The 17,887-nt window shown below is 68.4% G+C and carries 18 protein-coding genes; 10 read left to right on the plus strand and 8 right to left on the minus strand.

Annotation, left to right across the window (positions count from 1 at the left end):
- Positions 1-154: GntR family transcriptional regulator (locus R6V09_RS23360; RefSeq protein ID WP_317883401.1), on the minus strand; the 154-nt coding region annotated here is incomplete at its 3' end.
- A 146-nt stretch (positions 155-300) separates the two neighbouring features.
- On the opposite strand from R6V09_RS23360, the gene R6V09_RS23365 reads away from it, so the two are divergent.
- Positions 301-948: a LysE family translocator gene (locus tag R6V09_RS23365; RefSeq protein ID WP_317883385.1), complete on the plus strand. Its 648-nt coding sequence runs from the start codon at positions 301-303 to the stop codon at positions 946-948.
- 24 nt (positions 949-972) lie between these two features.
- Here R6V09_RS23365 and R6V09_RS23370 read toward each other — a convergent pair whose 3' ends face one another.
- The 6 genes from R6V09_RS23370 to R6V09_RS23395 form a co-directional block, all read right to left on the minus strand.
- Positions 973-2,151 carry a cytochrome P450 family protein gene (locus R6V09_RS23370; protein WP_317883386.1) on the minus strand — a complete coding sequence of 393 codons (1,179 nt, stop codon included), beginning with the start codon at positions 2,149-2,151 and terminating at the stop codon, positions 973-975.
- The gene (locus R6V09_RS23375) at positions 2,148-3,377 is read right to left on the minus strand and encodes an MAB_1171c family putative transporter (RefSeq protein ID WP_317883387.1); all 1,230 of its coding nucleotides are present in this window, start codon (positions 3,375-3,377) and stop codon (positions 2,148-2,150) included. Before R6V09_RS23375 ends, R6V09_RS23370 begins: the two co-directional genes overlap by 4 nt.
- Positions 3,374-3,904, minus strand: coding sequence for a regulator component (locus R6V09_RS23380; protein WP_317883388.1), 531 nt, complete (start codon positions 3,902-3,904; stop codon positions 3,374-3,376). The genes R6V09_RS23375 and R6V09_RS23380 overlap by 4 nt, the downstream gene beginning before the upstream one ends.
- A 203-nt stretch (positions 3,905-4,107) precedes the next feature.
- The gene (locus R6V09_RS23385) at positions 4,108-4,563 is read right to left on the minus strand and encodes a helix-turn-helix transcriptional regulator (RefSeq protein WP_317883389.1); all 456 of its coding nucleotides are present in this window, start codon (positions 4,561-4,563) and stop codon (positions 4,108-4,110) included.
- Positions 4,564-4,837: 274 nt separating this feature from the next.
- Positions 4,838-5,809 (minus strand): MBL fold metallo-hydrolase, encoded by a 972-nt coding sequence (locus R6V09_RS23390; RefSeq protein ID WP_317883390.1) that lies wholly within the window; start codon positions 5,807-5,809, stop codon positions 4,838-4,840.
- 27 nt (positions 5,810-5,836) lie between these two features.
- Positions 5,837-6,724, minus strand: coding sequence for an MmyB family transcriptional regulator (locus tag R6V09_RS23395; protein WP_317883391.1), 888 nt, complete (start codon positions 6,722-6,724; stop codon positions 5,837-5,839).
- Positions 6,725-7,134: 410 nt separating this feature from the next.
- Here R6V09_RS23395 and fabG point away from each other — a divergent pair, with 410 nt between their 5' ends.
- The 9 genes from fabG to R6V09_RS23440 all read left to right on the plus strand — a co-directional run bounded on the left by fabG (position 7,135) and on the right by R6V09_RS23440 (position 16,730).
- Positions 7,135-7,839 (plus strand): 3-oxoacyl-ACP reductase FabG, encoded by a 705-nt coding sequence (fabG, locus tag R6V09_RS23400; protein ID WP_317883392.1) that lies wholly within the window; start codon positions 7,135-7,137, stop codon positions 7,837-7,839.
- Between the two features lie 177 nt (positions 7,840-8,016).
- Positions 8,017-8,313, plus strand: a complete 297-nt coding sequence (locus R6V09_RS23405) for a hypothetical protein (protein WP_317883402.1) — start codon at positions 8,017-8,019, stop codon at positions 8,311-8,313.
- Positions 8,314-8,809: 496 nt separating this feature from the next.
- Positions 8,810-9,061 (plus strand): response regulator transcription factor, encoded by a 252-nt coding sequence (locus R6V09_RS23410; protein WP_317883393.1) that lies wholly within the window; start codon positions 8,810-8,812, stop codon positions 9,059-9,061.
- A gap of 74 nt (positions 9,062-9,135) precedes the next feature.
- The gene (locus R6V09_RS23415; protein WP_317883394.1) at positions 9,136-9,612 is read left to right on the plus strand and encodes a hypothetical protein; all 477 of its coding nucleotides are present in this window, start codon (positions 9,136-9,138) and stop codon (positions 9,610-9,612) included.
- A 32-nt stretch (positions 9,613-9,644) separates the two neighbouring features.
- The gene (locus R6V09_RS23420) at positions 9,645-10,532 is read left to right on the plus strand and encodes a hypothetical protein (RefSeq protein ID WP_317883395.1); all 888 of its coding nucleotides are present in this window, start codon (positions 9,645-9,647) and stop codon (positions 10,530-10,532) included.
- Positions 10,533-10,621: 89 nt separating this feature from the next.
- Complete coding sequence (locus R6V09_RS23425) at positions 10,622-11,053, plus strand: hypothetical protein (protein ID WP_317883396.1); 432 nt, start codon at positions 10,622-10,624, stop codon at positions 11,051-11,053.
- A 31-nt stretch (positions 11,054-11,084) separates the two neighbouring features.
- Positions 11,085-11,606 carry a hypothetical protein gene (locus R6V09_RS23430; RefSeq protein WP_317883397.1) on the plus strand — a complete coding sequence of 174 codons (522 nt, stop codon included), beginning with the start codon at positions 11,085-11,087 and terminating at the stop codon, positions 11,604-11,606.
- A 172-nt stretch (positions 11,607-11,778) separates the two neighbouring features.
- Positions 11,779-15,864: an SGNH/GDSL hydrolase family protein gene (locus R6V09_RS23435; protein ID WP_317883398.1), complete on the plus strand. Its 4,086-nt coding sequence runs from the start codon at positions 11,779-11,781 to the stop codon at positions 15,862-15,864.
- A gap of 149 nt (positions 15,865-16,013) precedes the next feature.
- On the plus strand, positions 16,014-16,730 hold the full coding sequence (locus tag R6V09_RS23440) for a hypothetical protein (protein ID WP_317883399.1): 717 nt from the start codon (positions 16,014-16,016) through the stop codon (positions 16,728-16,730).
- Between the two features lie 3 nt (positions 16,731-16,733).
- On the opposite strand, the gene R6V09_RS23445 is transcribed toward R6V09_RS23440, so the two are convergent.
- On the minus strand, positions 16,734-17,887 hold a 1,154-nt coding region (locus tag R6V09_RS23445; RefSeq protein ID WP_317883400.1), incomplete at its 5' end, for an ABC transporter substrate-binding protein.

Genomic DNA, 17,887 nt, shown 5'->3' on the forward strand with positions numbered 1-17,887 from the left:
GGGCCAGTTCCCGGTACACGCGCGTGGCGGTGGAGTTGGCGATGCCGTGCCGCCGCGCGAACTCGCGCTGCGGGGGGAGCCGGTCACCGGGGCGGAGCGTGCCGGCCCTGATCTCCCCGGCCACGGCGTCGGCGACGCTCTGGTAGTCCTTCACCGCGCTCACGCCCTTCTCGGTCGGGCATCCATCCAATCATTGAATTGCACCGAGTGCAATATTCACATTGCATCGAGGCATTGGCCTGGAATACGCTCCGAGCGGCGGCTGAGAAGGCCAACGCACCGACAACACAAGGGGTATTCATGGTCGGACTGAGCGGCATACTCGGCGTGACGGCGGTGGCCCTGGGCATGGTGCTCACCCCCGGCCCGAACATGATCTATCTCGTCTCCCGCAGCATCACCCAGGGCAGGCGCGCCGGGATGGTCTCCCTCGGCGGTGTGGCACTCGGCTTCATGGTGTACCTGCTCGCCGCGAACCTGGGCCTGTCGGTCTTCTTCGTCGCCGTGCCCGAGCTGTACTTCGCGGTGAAGCTCGCGGGCGCCGGGTACCTCGCCTACCTGGCCTGGAACGCCCTGAAGCCGGGCGGGGTCTCCGTCTTCGCCCCGCAGGACGTACCGCACGACTCACCGCGCAAGCTGTTCACGATGGGTCTGATGACGAACCTGCTCAACCCGAAGATCGCCATCATGTACCTCTCGCTCATCCCCCAGTTCATCGACCTGGACAAGGGGCACGTCCTCCTCCAGGGACTCGTCCTCGGCTCGGTCCAGATCGTGGTCAGCATCGCGGTCAACCTCGCCATCGTCCTGGCGGCCGGCGCGATCGCCGTCTTCCTCGAACGCCGCCCCTCCTGGCTCAAGGTGCAGCGCTATGCGATGGGCACGGTGCTGGGTACGCTCGCCGTCTCCCTCGCCATCGACAACTCGGGCCCGGCCAGGGCGAGTTGACGCCACGTCAGGCGACAGCCCGCGTCACACGACGACCGGCAGGGATGTGAGGCCACGCGTCAATCGCGTGTGCCGCCACTCCAGTTGCTCCACGGGATGTGCCAGCCGTACGTCGGGGAAGCGGGCGAAGACGGCCCGGAGCGCCAGTTCGCCCTCCGCCCGCGCGAGCGGTGCCCCCAGGCAGCGGTGGATGCCGTGGCCGAAGGCGAGGTGCCCGGTGGCACCGCGGTCGAGGTCGAGCCGGTCCGGGCCGGGGAATCGCGCGGGGTCGCGGTTGGCGGCGCCGGGCGCGATGAGCACCGGAACGCCGGCGGGGATGTCGGTCCCGCCGAGCGTGAGCGCTTCGGTGCTGTAGCGGAACGTGGCGATCCCGACCGGCGAGTCGAAGCGCAGCAACTCGTCCAGGGCGGTGCCGAACAGCTCCGGCTCGGCCTTCAACCGGGCCAGGGATTCCGGGTGTTGGAGCAGTGCCAGGGCCGCGTTGCCGATGAAGTTGGTGGTGGTCTCGTGCCCGGCCACGAGCAACAGCACGGCGAGCGACACGAGTTCGTCCTCGGTCAGCCGGTCCTGGCCGTCGCGTACCGCGATGAGATCGTCGAGCAGACTCTCGCCCGGGGAACCACGCCGGGCGGCGACGAGGTCCGTCATGTACGTGCCGACGGCCTGCGAGGCGACGTCGATCCGCCGGGGATCTCCCGCGGCGAACAGCTCACCGGACCAGGCGTGCACCAGCTCGCGGTCGGCTTCGGGCACCGCCAGCATCTCGCAGATCACCGTGACCGGCAGCGGTACCGCGAGGCCGGCGACGAGGTCCACCGGTCCGTGCTCCGGCCAGGCGTCGAGCAGTTCGTCGACGAGACCCGCGATGTAGGGGCGCAGCTTTGCCACGGCTCCGGTGCTGAACGCCTTTGTCACCAGGGCCCGTAGCCGCGCGTGCTCCGGGGGATCGGTGGCCAGCATGTTCTGCGAGACCGCCGGATGGAGGTCGCGGTTGGACAGGCGGCCGGCGAAGAACCGCGCGGTGTTCTTGGAGAGCCGGGGGTCGGTGAACGCCTCCCGGGCCTCCGCGTAGCCCGTGACCAGGTAGCTGAAGCGCCCTCCTGAGCCGGTGGGCACCTTCTGCACCGGCGCCGCGTTCCGCAGCCGGGCGTAGGTCGGGTAGGGGTCGGCGAAGAACCGGGGGTCCTGCAACGGGTCGGTCACGCTTGCGGGTCCGTTCCTGCGGGTGTCAGTTCGTCGGCGACGCTACCCGCGACGCCGTCCTGCGCGTAGGCGCGGGCGACGAGAAGCAGCCACTCGGTCTCGGCGCGGAGGTTGCCCTCCCGGGAGGAGGCACCGGGAGCCGGCGGCGCGGCCTCCGCCCGCGTCTCGCTCCCGGCCTGCTTCGCGTGTACGGCGGCCCGCAGCACCGCGGCCTCCACGATCGCGTCTCCTTCCGGGGTGCCCGCCATGCCCCGTGCGGCGACGCCCCGCTCGGCGCTCTCCTGGACGCGCGGGGAACGGTGCGGGCGAAGGGCGAGCGCGCCGTCGTTGATCTCGATCACGCGACGGTGCAGGAGGAAGTCGGAGTCGTCCGCATCCTTCTCGTTCTTCTCGTTCAACTCGGGTGCGGCCAGGACGACTTCGGGCGTCGCGCCGGTGACGTCCTGCCACAGGGGGCCCAGCGCCGCGTACGACCGTGTCTCCCACCGCCGTCGCAGGAACTGGCTGAAGGGCCAGGCGACCGCGGGGAGGGTGAGGCCCAGGGCGATGAGGAGGACCGCCAGAGCGGGCGCCGTCACGCTGAACCCACAGCGGAAGGGCGTCACGGGGGTCGAGCACCGGGCGTTCTCCGGAATGAGGCCCAGCCCGAACCCGACCGACACCGCCCCGAACACCTTGTACGCGGAGTACAGCAGCGCGAAGACACAGCCGGCGGAGGTGACGCGCAGTCCGATGCGCTGGCTCCGGCGCCGTGAACGCTTGGACTGCCTCCACGTCTGTTCGCAGAAGTCCTTCGCGGTGACGCCCAGGTAGCTGACGTAGATCAACACGTAGCAGGCGTACAACTTGGGGGATCTGTCGGTCAGTTGCTCGGCGGCGAACAGTACCGCCATGCCGGCGACGGAGGCGCAGAGGAAGAGCACCCGCAGTCGGATGCTCCTTATCGCCTCGTCGGGCTCCAGATTGAGCTGCAGCAGGAACGCGAGGACGGAGGTCGCGGCGGCCAGCGTGAACGAGTTGCTGAGCAGCCGGCCGACGTGGGGGACGAGGCTCTCGACGGCGCTCTCCACGAACGGCACGTACGAGGCGAAGGCGAGAGCGAACGAAACCAGCAGTGCGGCCATGGCCCAAGTGCCGGTCGGTCGTTGGCCGTTCCGCCCCCGGACCCAGTAACCGGCGGTGAGGAGAAGCACTATGGCCACGCCGGAGAACAGGAGACTGATCATGACTGGTGTCGACGGCCCTTCTTGACGGTCGGGGCGAACAGGGCCTCCCAGCGCTCGGCGCCCTTCGCGGGTTCGCTGGGCGGGAGTTCACGTCCGCGGTACATGTGCTGCCGGATGACGGTGGCCATCATCTCGGCCTCGCGTTCGTCGTCCGTGGAGTAGCTGGTGCGCCCGTTCATGCGCTGGACGAGGGTGGGGTTGAAGCCGATGGCGTGGAACGCGTCGGCGCCCAGCTCCAGGCTGCCGGGGTGATCACAGATGATGTGACTGACCTCGTGCGCGAGGATGTGGTTCTGATGCAGGGCGGACGTTCCCTCCTCGTAGAAGAGGAGGTCGGCGTCGGGTGTCTCCAGCCGGATTCCGCACGGCGCGTCGATCGCGCCCAGCGTGTTCAGGGGCCTGAGGACGATCGGCCGGCCGCGCTGCTCCGCCACGGCGTCGCACAGGTCCCGGGTGCTGAAGCGGTGGGGAAGCCCGAGGGCTTCGACGCGCTGTTCGCACTCGCTGCGGAGCCGCTCAAGGTCCACGACCGGTCCTGCCACCACTCGCTCGGGGACGGCCCGCCGCGGGTGTGACCCCGTACGGCCGCAGCGATACCCGGACGGCCCGGCTCCGCATCAATCGAAAGCTTAGGCGAATACTGGGGCCGGTCCAAGCGGAGCTCTGCTTTCCGGCCAGGCGGAACTCTGCTTTCCGGTCAGGTGGCCAGGGGTCCGGATTCCGGGAGCCGCTAGTCGTCCAGGTTGAGGGTGGTCGGCGCGTTCCTCTCCGGGAGCCCCTCCAGGATCCGGGCCTGCTCGATCACCGCCGACACCATCTGCAGGGTCTCCGTGCTCAGGCCGTTGGCGCGCAGGGCGACGGTGCGGACGTTCTGGTCCCGCATGGCGGCGAGGACGGCGATCTCCGCCCGGGTGCGCTGGGCGGCCTCCTCGTCGACGAAGTAGCCGGCGGGCACACCGAAGAAGTCGGCCAGCGCCTTGATGGTGTGCCGCGTGGGGTTCTTCTTGGCCCCGGTGCGCAGTTGCTGGATCGCGCTCGCGGTGAGCCCCCGGCCCTCGCTTCCCGACGCCTCCTGGATGCCCTCGGCGACCTCGGCGTATGTGAAGGGGCCCCGGTTGTCCGGGTGGACCTCCTTGAACAGGTAGTCCAGCAGCTGCGCGAAGGTGGGCGCCTCTTCGTCCGTCACGTCCGGCACATCCTTGTCATGATCATCACGTCATCCACTCTGGTGTGTGAAGAGCACAGAAAACGGCGACTATCGACTAACTGTAGTTGACGAACGCCCGCAACCAGGGTGTACTTCCGACGGGCGCCGCCAACACCAGAGTGTTCCTGGGCGTCCGGGTGCCGCCGGCCGTGGGGTGTGGCGAAGCCTCCCGGTGAAGGCCGGGCTCCACGGGGGTGGGCCCGGTCTTCACCGGAGAACGTCCAACTGTCCAACCCTGTATGCCAGTTGAGGATCAGGCGGACGCCGCCGCGTCCGACGCGCGCCGCCAGGCGATCCGGGCGGCGAGCGTGAACGGTTCGACGAGGCTCGGGCGTGAACGGTCCTCGCTGAGGTGGCGGAACTCCGTGGAGAGGGTGATGGCGAGCCGCTCCGGCAGACCGAGACCCGGATAGCGGTTCTCGTCGATGAGGATGCGGGCCGCCTCGATCGCGGTCTTCCCCTGACCGTGCAACAGGAGAGCCTGGTCGGCCAGGTCGTCCAAGTACGAGATGTACGTGCGCAGTTCGTCGGGCGTCATCAGCGGGCCGTGGCCCGGCACGATCCACTCGGGATCGAAGGCCAGGATGCGTTCGCCCGCCGCCGAGACCTGGTCGAGCGGGCCGGCCCAGTGACAGGGATGGTCACCGGCGAAGACGATGTCGCCCGCGAACACGACCCGCTGCTCGGGGAGATGGACGATCAGGTCACCCACGGTGTGGGCGGGACCGACCTCGTGCAGTTCGACCGGGATCCGGCCGACCGTCAGGTCGTGGCGACCGCTGAACGTCGCGGTGGGCGGCAGGACCTGTATGCCCGAGAAGTCGAACTTCCCGAAGTGGCGGCGGAAGTACCAGCCCAGCGGCTGGTCCGGATCGCTGTCCCACACCAGTGCGTGCAGTTCCTGAGGTGTCGGCTCCACGCACTGGTGCTCAAGTGCCGCGTCCGTCGCGAGTATCTCGCTGCCGGTGAGGCACTGATTGCCCCACGTGTGGTCACCGTTGGCGTGCGTGGCCACCACGGTGTCGGGCACGGCGCCGCCCGTCACCCGGCGGGCCGCGGCGAGGAAGGCCTCGGTGAGGGCGGGAGTGTACGGCGTGTCCACCAGGAGAGCCTTGCCGTCCGAGTGGACCAGGCCGCAGTTGGCCAGACCCCAGGTGTCCACGCCGTCGGGAGCCCACATGTGCACGCCGGACGCGATCTCGTGGAGCTGGGTTGCATCAGTCATGAGGACGCATTCTTGCCGGACGGAACTTCAGGCGGCAACGGGGCGCTGCGAGGGCTCGAAGACAAGGAAGAAGAACCTGGCCCCGGGTGAGCCGAAGGGCTGCGCCGCGCACATCGTCACGACCCCGAGCTGCGACACCTCATGGTGCTCACAGCAGCGGTCCCTGTGGTCCTCCTCGCCCTCCGGGGCGACAAAGCCCGCATGGCGCATGAGGCGTGAGTCGCCGTCAGGATGGACGTAGGCGATGTTGTGGTTGCGGTAGATGGGGCCCGCGACGGGGTCGTCATTGACCTCCTGGTCCAGTTGCTGGAGGTCCTTGTTGTCGGGGTGCGATGCGACGGCCGTGCGCAGTTGGGCGGCGACCGGCTCGGCCCACCGCTTCTCCCACTGCACCAGATGATGCTCGCGGGCGTCCTCGCGCAGCAGCATCCAGCGGATCATGTTCTGCTCGGGGAGGCGTGCGGGCCTGCCCGGTGCCTGCGGGAACATCCGTATGAAGTCGTCGTTGGCCGCCAGGACGTTCCAGGCGACGTCATTGGCGTAGCAGGGCTGGCCGGAAACGCGCGCGATCGCCGTCTGCCAGGCCGGGGCGACGCTGCTGCCCGCCAGCGGGTCCATGGGGAAGGGCGGCTCGTAGCCCAGGGCGTAGACGTACAGGGCGGTGCGCTCGCGCTCCTCCATCCGCAGGGCCTCGGCGACGTTGTCGAGGAACTCCGCGGTGGGCGACGGCATTTCACCGCGCTCAAGGTCGGCGTAGGTGCGCTCGGAGACGTACAGCACCTGTGCCACCTGTGCCTGCGACAGACCTGTGGAACGGCGACCCCGTCCGCTGCGCTGCGGCCAACCGAGCTCCACCGGGTCTATCTGGGCCCGCTTCCAGCGCAGCAGCCTCTGCAGCGCCTCCTTGTTGTCCAACTCAGAACCTCTCCCGTGGCGCCCGCCGGGCCGCCAACTCAATTACCGGAAAACCTTGTTCCTGAAAATCCCGAACCGGAAAAAACAGAGCCTGGTGACCTCGGCGTCGATGCAGAAGGATCACTCACCGGACCGGTCGCGTTGCCGGGAACGCGAGGTCCTTGACTGCGAGGGGGCGTGCTTCGACGTGCGGTGGCCGATCCGACGTGCCGACGGGCGACCCCGGTCGCGTGCACGCTGCGCACCGCAACGTTCCCCCCTGGTCTCGGAGTCCACGAGAACTGTCATGTTCAATCATTCATCACCTACAGTGACGGATCAACCGATTTAGTCACAGTCGAGTACTGGCCAGATTGGCGTCGCCAACCGGCCGACCGGAGCGCACCGCAAACAGACCGGAAAGGCATTCTGTGTCCCGTTCAGTCCTGATCACCGGTGGCAGTCGCGGTATCGGCCTGGCTGTCGCACGTCGTATGGCGGCAGCCGGTGACCGTGTCGCCGTGACGTACCGGACGGGCGAGCCGCCGGAGGGTCTGCTCTCGGTCCAGTGCGACATCACCGACACCGACCAGGTCGACGTCGCTTTCAAGCACGTCGAGGCGGAGCACGGTCCGGTCGAGGTCCTGATAGCCAACGCGGGAATCATCAAGGACCAGCTTCTGCTGCGCATGTCCGAAGAGGATTTCACCACGGTCGTCGACACCAACCTGACCGGGGCCTTCCGCGTCGTCAAGCGAGCCAGCCGGGGAATGCTCCGCGCCAGGAAGGGCCGCGTCGTGTTCGTCTCCTCGGCTGTCGCCCTGCGGGGCGAGAGCGGGCAGGCCAACTACGCGGCCTCCAAGGCGGGGTTGATCGGATTCGCCCGCTCGATGGCCAGGGAACTCGGCATTCGCGGGATCACCTTCAATGTGGTCGCGCCCGGCCTCACCGAGACCGCGATGAGTGAAAACCTCACAGAAGAGCAGCGCACCCACCTGACCGGCCAGATTCCCCTGGGCCGTCTCGCCAGGCCCGAAGAGGTCGCCGCGGCCGTCGCGTTCCTGGCCTCCGACGATGCCGGTTATATCACCGGCGCGGTCCTGCCTGTCGACGGGGGAGCCGGGATGGGGCACTAGGTCGTGTCCGCAAAGTCCCGCCCGCCCTTCGGGCGGACGACGGGACTTTGCGGCCACGACCTGGCCCTGAATTCCGCAGCGGGCGGGTCGGGTATGCACCAGGTGCTCCCCGTCGTCTGTTCTTTCCTCACCCACCGCCAAGGAGTCTTGCGTATGCGCGGGCCGACTGCGCCGAATATGTATCGGTTGACCATTGACGACTTCACCGATGAGGACGTGGCTGAGTTCCACCGTCTGATGAGCGAGCTGCTGACCAAGTGCGCGTCGGTGGGGGAGCAGCACGCGCCGGAAGGAACGTGGGCTCCGTCCACCGATGGTCTCTTCGATCAGATGGCCGAGTCCATGCAGCTGGTCGCCGAGGTCTCCCGGGCGCTCAATCACACGCGCGCCGGCATTCGCCGGGTCGGCGGCCGGGCGCGCCAGCGGCTGTACGACCGCGTCAGCGGTCACGAGGGTCCTGCCGGAATGACCTGACCGGCATCACAGGCCACTTTCGGAAGGGGTTCGGCTTTCCCGTGAAGCCCGGACACCGTCGAGAGTGAGAGTCCCGGGCGGGGGTCGGCCGGCAGGAGGGAAGCCTACCGGCCCCCGCCCGATTTCCCATTCCGGATCCCGGACCGTTGTCGAGTGCCGACCGGTGCCCGGGATATGCGGTTGTCGTCCCGGCCGGTGTTTTCTCCTGGCCGGGACGCTTTACGTTGCGGCGGCGCCCCGCGATCTCCTGCCCGCCTCGCACATTTTCCATGCCGGCCGGCGGGTTAATTCCGAGTGAAGCACTTCGCCGCCCCGCCCTTTTGAAGCAGGCATTCCGGTTTCCGCAAGCCGTGGAAATCCTGCGTGGCGCAAAACCGTCAGGCCCATTAGGCCCGAGTGTCTGGTTTGGTGGGGCTTGTGGGACTGTCGCCAGGCATGGGGAATTCATAGAATTTCCACAAGGTAGCCGTGACCAGCTACTGCTTTAGGGGGAGTTTTGCGTGCGACGACACCAGAAGTCGAGGAGACGGACCAGCAGATCCTGGAGTTGCTCTATCAGGGGCTGGTCGACGCGGCCGTAGCGAGGAAGTTGGGTCTGGGGCACCGGACCGTGCAGCGCCGAGTTCAGAATCTCATGGAGCTGCTCCAGGTCAGAGGGCGCGTGGCGCTGGGTGCGAAAGCCCAGGAGCTCGGTCTTCTGCCCGCGTCGGGGAGTTCTGCGCGGCGCCTGCTCTGCGATCACGAGTAATACCCACATCGGACTGCCCGTTCTTCGGGACCTCCGACGCTCACGGCTGCAGAAAATCGATTGAATGGAGACGTATGCGTAAGGCTGTGGGAACACTGGCCGGCGCGGCAGTGGCGCTGTTCCTGTCGGTCGCCCTGGCGCCCGCCGCGATGGCCGACGACGTGGACAACCTGCAGAGCATGCAGGCCTGTGGCGTGTTGCCTTCCAGCTCCACTTTCAAGTTCCACATCTATTACAACTCGGGAGAGAACGGCTCCTGGCGGAACGTCGGTTACTCCGTCTACGACTTCGACGCGCTGCGTCCCGGTGACGGACACGCCCACCCGCTCAATTTCTGCAGGCTCGGCGCGAGCGCTCCCTGGCCGGGATCCGGGCAGCACATCAAGAACAACGCGGCGTCGGCCGAGAACGACCACTACAAGTACTGGGCGCGCGTGTATTTCCACAGCGGATACAAGGGCGCCCAGGACGTCATGGCCCCGTACCAGCACATCGACCGATTCCCGCACGTCTACAACAACAACGCCTCGTTCCAGTGGACGTCGTCCTGATGCGGACGCAAAAGGAAGAGGGGGAATTCCGCATGGCCCAGTCGAGGAAACCGACCGTCAAGGTGGCGGTCCCGGCCCTGGTCGCGGCGGCCGTCGGCGTCGTGGCCCTTTCCGCCGCGTGGTCCGGCGCGCACCGGCCCGTGCAGCCGTCACCGGTGACGGGGCGACAGGTGGCGCAGGCCCAGCCGGCGAATCCCGCGGACCCGGCCGGCTGGAAGCTGCCCATCGAGGCGTATCTGCCGACCAAGGCGCAGGCGCGTCTGGTGGCCGGCAGCCGGGACGATCTGCTCGACAAGTGCATGGCCGACGCGGGCAGTCCCACGTGGACGCCGTCGCCCGACCTGCCCGAGATCGGCGGCAAGACGCTGACCGACTGGCGCTACGGCATCCACGACGCGGCCCTCGCCGCGAAGCGCGGTTACCACCCCGACGCCGCGGAACAGACGGCCTACGACTCGGCCATGGAGGCCGGTGCGGTCGACACGTCGGGCGCCGACGCCGCGGTGCTGGACGGGTGTGTCACCCAGGTCGACGGGCAGGTACCGGCGACCACGGCCAAGGCGGCCCTGGTGCAGCAGATCAGCGGCGATGCATTCGTGCAGTCCGAGCAGGCCTCCGAGGTGGTGGCCGTGTTCGCCCAGTGGTCGTCCTGCATGAAGGACAAGGGCTACACCTATGCCAAGCCGATGGACGCCAGCGACGACGCGCGCTTCAACGATCCCGGCACGGTCACCGACACGGAGATCGCCACGGCGACGGCCGACATCGAGTGCCGCGACAAGTACCACGTGGAAAAGACCTGGTTCGACGCCGAGTCCGCGCTCCAGCGGACCGCCATCGCCCAGCACCAGGCAGAGCTCGACCAGGTGAAGGCCGACACCGCGCGCATCGTCGCCAGGGCCGAAGCAGCCGCCCGGTAGTCGAGCCGTCGTCATTCATTCCATGGGAATTCTATGGGAATTCCGTAGGCATTCCCTGGGCTCGGAAACCCGAAGAAGGGAAATGCGAAGTGCGCAAAATTCTGGTGGGCCTTGTTTCGTTGGCCGCCGCGGCGGCGTGCGGTCTCGTGGCTGCTCCGTCGGCATCGGCCGCTCCTGCCGGTGCCTATGGATGTCCCGGGTCCGAGATCGACACCTACAACATCAAGGACACGGACGGCAGTGTCTGGGGAACGATCCACCTTTACTACTCCAGCGCCGACGGCGGCACGAACTGCGCGGTCAACGTGGCCAGAAAGTATTCCGGGCAGCGGCACATGCTCGAAGTCGTCATCAGCGACGGCAACCGGTCCGACCCGGACAAGAACCACTACTACTACGAATACGCGGGCCCGGTAAGCCTGAACAAGATGAGCGGGAAATGCGTCACCGTCAGCGGCTGGGTCACATCGCCCAGCGGCAGCAGGGCAGTCGGCGACCAGTGGGCCAATGTCCACTGCTGAGGAAATCGCGCCCGCAACGGAAAGGAACCTCATGCGTAGAACACTGACCGGTACAGGGCTCGGTGCCGCCGTGCTCGCCGCCGCCGCGCTGCTCGCCACCCCGGCGTCGGCCGCCTCCTCCGGCTCCGACTTCAGCGTGACCTTCCCGGGAGACAAGCCGGCCACCGCCTACCACGTGGAGAACACCGCGAGCGTGGTCAACGGCAGGATCACGGCGAAGTCGGTCGTGAGCTGGGAAATCCTGGAGGACCAGGTCATCGACAACAGCAAACGCTTCAGCAGCTTCAAGATCACCGCCAGGCTGGAGTCGCGTCCCGGCAAGGACAACCCCGATGTCGTCGAGACCTCCAGGACGTGCGACCTGACCCAGCTGGTCAACGACCACTACACCTGGTTGCTCAACGATCCCGCGAACACCTGCACCGCCCCGTCGACGACCTACGACGGCGAGGTGTTCTGGTCGTCGGACTCGACGATCGTCTACGACATCGAGGGCGACGGAAAGGGCCCCGTGACCCAGGAGCTTCTCGGCTCACCTCTGGTGCACGGCTGATCTGACGGATCTCCTTCCCCGGTCCGGTGACCGTCCGCCGCTCACGCCGGTGTGAAGAACGCACCCGGACCCCGCCCACCACCCCCTCAAGACCGCCGCCGTAGCCCCGTTTCCCTCGTGCGGGCTGCGGCGGCGCTTTTTCGCACGCCCGAAAACGGAAGGGAAAAGACTCTTGAGAGCGTCCAGACCAGCCCGCGCCGGGCTCGCCGGGCTAGCCGCCTGCGCGGTCCTGACCGGGCTCATACAGTCCGCCGCACCGGCGCTCGCCGCCGGCGCGGAACCGAAACCGTCACCCGCGCCGTCCACCGGTTCGGCACCCACGCCGCCTGCCCAGGTCACCGACCCCGGCAACAAGCTCGGCAAGGGCTGGAACACCTCCACGGACCGCGCCGTCACGGGTGCCGCCGACACCGACGGTTTCAAGATCCTCGTCGCCGACTCGGCGAAGGCGTACCAGTGGAAGACCGCCGCCGTCCTGGCCGAGCCCGGTCTGACCGCGGACTCGTGGATCGGCAACGCCTGTGCCATCGACCACGACCATGTCGCCGCCGTCTACGCGCCCCGCACGTTCACGAACAAACCGGACCTGATGCAGGGCGGTGCGTTCACCGCGGTCGTCGACCTCACCACCGGCCGGGTGACGAAGCTGCCGTTCACCGCGACGCTCGCCTACTTCGACCCGTCCTGCAACACAGCCACGCGCACAGCCGCGTTCACCGCCTTCCGCGACATGAACGACCCGGCGAAGATGAAGACGCGCGTGGTCACCGTCGACACGTCCGGGAAGACGGTCGCCGCGACCGCCCTGGCCGGTGAGCTGACCAGCGCGGTGCCGGTCGAGGACGGAGCGGTGGCCGCACGTGGCCGCAGCCTGGTCCACATCGACCGCTCCGGCAAGGTGAAGAACCTCGCCACCGGGGCCGGTGCCCCGTTCGACATACGCCCCACGGCCGACGGACAGGTCGCGTTCGTCGACCACGGGGACGACAGCACGGCCAGTGTGAAGCTCTGGCGCGGCCACGGAGATCCCTCCCTGGTCGCCACGGGCAAGCTCGGCGACCTCGACCTCCAACAGGGCGACCGGGGAAGGGTGTTCCTCACCGGCCACCCCACCGGCAGCCCCAGGACCGAGGGAACCGGAGTCACCCGTATCGACGCCCCGGCCGACACGGACATCTCCACCCTCGGCCGTCTCGCCGTCGGCCAGGTCCTCACCCCCGGTGTCCGTACCGGCCTGGCCCGGGTCAAGGACGCGGGCAAGAACTTCCACAAGACCGACGTCGGCCCGGAGGGCGAGGGAGCCACGGCGTCCGCACCGGACACCGTGGACCCCGATCAGCCGACCACGGTGGCGTCCACCGCCACCACCACCGGCGAGAAGATCACCCAGACCGTCACGGCCACGACCCCGACCGGGAGCAGCGGCAACGGCGTGTTCTCGCCCGCGCTGACCGGCGGCCGGGCAGCCTCGGCGGCCCCGCGCACCCCGACCGCCGGCACCGTGTCGCACGAGCCCACGGACCCCGACCGCTGGTGTTCCGTCCCCCGCAACGACGTCAAGAGCCTCGCCCTGCAGCCGACGGCGAACCAGGTCGAGTGGGCCGTGGACATGGCCGTACGGGGTGAACTGCACGCGAACTGGATCACCCAGGGCGGCTGGCGGGCCCAGAGCGGTTTGGGCACGGTCGACCCGCAGGGCCTGTTCCCCCGGCCCTCGCTCACCGGAGGCGGCCGTATCCCCGCCAACGTGCTGCTGGGCGTGATGGCCCAGGAGTCGAACCTGTGGCAGGCCGAGCCGGGGTCCATCCCCGGCCAGATGGGCAACCCGCTCGCCTCCTACAACGGCTTCTACGGCCACAAGGGCATCGAGGGCGACCCCGCGTCCTTCTGGACGATCCACTGGGGCGAGTCGGACTGCGGTTACGGCGTGGGGCAGGTCACCGACGGCATGCGCATGGCCGGACACGAGAAGGACGGCGAGACCGCGCTCTCCCCGGCCAAGCAGCGCGGCGTCGCTCTCGACTACACCGTGAACATCGCCGCCTCCATGTACATCCTCGCCGACAAGTGGAACGAGGTGCATGACCCGGGGCAGACGATCACCGTCAACAACGACGACTCCCTGCGGCCGGAGAACTGGTTCGTCGCCCTGTGGAACTACAACTCCGGCATGAACGCCCGCTCGGATGCCGACAAGAACGGCAACTGGGGCCTGGGCTGGTTCAACAACCCGGCCAACCCGACCTTCAAGCCGGACCGTATGCCGTTCCTGGACAGCAGGCTCGATCCGGACGGCTGGGCGAAGGACCCCGCACACCCGCAGGACTGGCCGTACGAGGAGAAGGTCCTGGGCTGGGCCGCGTGGTCGATCGACACCGGGTTCTCCTATGCGACGTCCGGCCGGCAGGACTGGCCGGGCGAGTCCGGCTACGCCACGGCCGGCTTCCAGCCCGCGTGGTGGACCAGCGACACCGCGCGCAGTCAACTCAAGCCCCCGCTCGACACGTTCTGCAACACCCACAACAACTGCAATGCGGCCAGCCCCCCGGACTGCCCGACCGCGGCCTGCTACACCCAGTACTGGTGGCACGAGTCCAACGCGACCTGGAAGAACTGCGCCGCCAACCTCTGCGGCAACGAAAGCCTCAAGTACGTGACCCTGCGCGCCGAGCCGGGGCGCGGCTACCGGCTCCAGAACGGTGCTCCGGTCTGCTCGACCGGGCTGCCGTCGAACTCCCTGATCGTCAACTCCATGCCCGACAACACCAATACCTACGGTGACTGCGGTACGACGGGAACCGACGCGGGCAACTTCCAGTTCACCTTCTACCCCGACCCGAGCGCGGTCGGGCCGGCCCTCGGCCAGTACGACGCGAAGGCCGATCTGCACCAGATCGGCGGCGGCTACAACGGCCACTTCTGGTACACGCACACCCGCAACACCTCTCATCTGGGCGGCGACAGCGGTCTGATGACCATCAACGGCACCTGGACGCTGGAGCAGAACGTGTCGTGGGCGCGCGTGCTGGTCCATCTCCCCGACACGGGGGCACAGACCAGACAGGCGGCCTATGTGATCGGAGGCTCCGACAGCACGTCGTCGCACCGGATCGTGGAGCAGCGCGCGAACCGCTGGGTCAGCCTCGGCGCCTTCCACTTCACCGGCACGCCCAGCGTCACGCTCACCAACGCCACCGACGACGGCTCGGCGGACGAGGACGTCGCCTGGGACGCCGTCGCCTTCCAGCCCCTGCCCGGCAGACCGAACCACAGTGTCGTCGCCATGGGCGACTCCTACTCGTCGGGCGAGGGAGCCTCGGAGGGCAACCAGGACTACTACCCGGAGACCAACTACCGCGACAAGAACACCCGCGACGCCTGCCACCGCTCCCGTCAGGCCTGGTCGAGGCAGGCGACGATCCCCGGGGAGGCCCTGCCGACGGGGGATCTCGACAACTCGTGGAGCGCGCGGTTGGACTACCACCTCATCGCCTGCTCCGGAGCCCGCACCTACAACGTGCTGAACGTGGTGCAGGGAAACGGAGGGGAGACACCACAGCTCGACCAGGGCTATCTGGACAACAACACGACCCTGGTCACGATCTCCATCGGCGGCAACGACGCCCGGTTCGGCAACATCTTCCAGACCTGTCTGCTGTCCTTCGGAACCGGCAACTGCAACAGCAAGACGTTCGACAGCGGGGACATGGACGGCCCCGTCGGCGGGCGGGACGCCAAGTTCGTCGGGCAGCCGCTGCAGACGGCTGTTCCGGGCATCATCAACGAGATCGTCCGTCCGGACATCGTCAAGACGCTGATGGCGATCCACGCAAAGGCCCCCTACGCGAAGATCGTCCTCATGGGCTACCCGCCCCTGCTCTCCAACAGCGGATCCTGCCTGCGGGTCGGGGTCGGAACCGCTCAGCTCGGCCTCTCGGCGGACTCCGCGAACTGGCTCAACGACACCGCGAGCACCCTGACCACCGCGATGCAGGGCGCCGTCGACGACGTGAACAGACAGGGCGTTCTGGCCTGGTTCTCGAACCCGACGAACGACTTCGCCGGCAAGGCGGTGTGCGGGGATCCCGAACAGGTACACGGCATCGTCAAGACCCTCACCACCTCCGACGATCCTGTGAAGGACTGGCCGATCATCAACAAGTACGGCCTGTCCGCCCAGTCGTTCCACCCGAAGATCCCCGGCGCGCGCCTGTACGCCAACGCGCTTGAGCGCACCGAGGCAGGCATGGGCCTGTAGTCGGGCGGATCGTGGCTTCCGGGGTGGGCCTCGACCGAGGCCGCCCCGGAACGTCCGCAGGTAGGTACGGGTACTCATGCACGACCTGCCCGTCCGCTGAACAGTGGCAGGGAGCGCCTCCGCGGGAGGGGCCCGGACAAGGGGAGAGAGTGACCGGAACGCGCAAGACCCTGTGGGGCGCGGTCGCCACCGTCGCCGTGTTGGCCGTCTCCGCCTGCTCGGCCCAGAGCCGCGCCACCAGCCCGAAGGAAATCCGCCGACTCGCGGGCAGCGCCCAGGCGTTACAGGCCCGGGAGAAGACGGAGAGCCGCCTTCGGGCTGTGGTTCGCGCGTACGCCGACGACACCCCTCTCACCCTCGGCCTGCTCGTCGTGCGCGACATCTGCCTGGGCGGAAAGGGGAAGCAGCTGTTCGGCTCGAACGGCGACGACACCTACAAGATCCGCTGCTCGATGCAGATCACCGCCTACTACGGCGCCGAGCCCGCACGGATCGTCCCGGTCCTCGACGCCGTACTCACCGCGGGCGATCGAGGCGGCTCCGGCATCCCGTTCACCCATGACGCCGACGGGACTGTCGTCGACCGCTACCGCGACCACGTCGGCGACCTCGAAGACACCGAGCTGTCCGTCCCCTGGCACACCCTGTCGTGGGACCCGGTCCGCGGCCATCAGCCCCGCCGGATGGTTCAGCAACCGGACCCGTGCCCCACCGACGACGATCTGCCCGTGATCCGCTGCCTGCGCGAGCCGGAGGACCAGACGGTCGCCGCCATTCGGAAGCGGTACGGCATGGTGTTCGAGCTCGATCTCACCGAGCCCGAGTACTACAAAGTCTCCAAAAAGGGGCAGGTGTATACGAATTAAGGCTCAGGTCTTCTTGACCTTGTCGTAGCGGCCGAGGAAGCGTGGACCGCCGTTCTCCACACGGTGCAGGAAGAGCCCGTCGTCCCAGTTGAACTCGCCGGTCGCCGCCTCGAACCGGATGGTCTTGGCCAGCCCCTTGTAGGTGGACGCCCGGAGCCCGTGCACCAAGGCGCCTCGCTCGACCGCGGCCGTGCCCAGTGCGCGCAGCCCCTGGGCGACGAAGAGCAGCGCGTCGTAGGCCTCCACGGCGAAGGGCTCGACGGTGCGTACCCCGAAGCGTTTCTCGTACGACGCCACGAAGCGTGCCGCGGCGGGCAGTTGGGCCGGGTCCACATAGGTCGTGGCGAACAGCCAGCCCTCGGCCGCCGTGCCTGCCTCGGTGAGGAACCCGGTCTCCAGGACGGGTTCCGTCGCCATGCGCGTGCCCTTGAAGCCCGCCTGTTCCAGCGCTCGGGCGCACAGTGCGCCCCGGTGCGGCGAGTTGCCGGCGTACACCACGGCCCGCGCCTCGGCGGCGAGTACGGCGGTGGCCGCGGGGCCGAAGTCCGCACCGGCCGCCGGGACGGCGATGGTGGTGGTCGTGCCCTCGCCCGGCGGCCAGCTGGTGAGGTCCTTGACGATGTGCCAGCTGAAGCGGCCGGCCGCCCTGTCGTCGATCACGGCCGTCCTGAGGCTCTTCGCGTTGTGGGTGAGGTAGTGGATGAAGGCCGTCGACAGCGTGCTCTCGTCGGGCCTGATCTGGAAGAACACAGTGTCGATCCCTGCGGTGAACGCGTCGGTGCCGGACGAGACGGTCACGAGGGGAAGCAGGGCCTTCTGGTAGCGGGCGACGACGGCCTCCGTCGAACTGGCGTCGCCGGTCGGGCCGATGACGGCGTACACGGTGGGGTCCGCGACGAATTTCCCGGCCACCGTCTCCGCCCCTTTCGCCTTCCCGCCGTCGTCCCGCACCTTCAGGGTCAGGTCGAAGGCGCGGCCGGCGCGGGAGTTGAAGTCCGCTACGGCCAGTCGCGCGCCCCGCTCCTGTGCCCTGCCCACCGCCTTGCCGGTCCCCGACAGGTCCGCGTGCAGTCCGACGGCGTACCGGGGCAGCGGCCCGCCCGCCGTGCCACCGCTGTTGTTCCCGGTTCTGCCGGCGGCCCAGGCGGCGAGTCCGC

Origin of the sequence: Streptomyces sp. W16 (genome assembly GCF_033194735.1) — a bacterium.
Classification (GTDB): domain Bacteria; phylum Actinomycetota; class Actinomycetes; order Streptomycetales; family Streptomycetaceae; genus Streptomyces.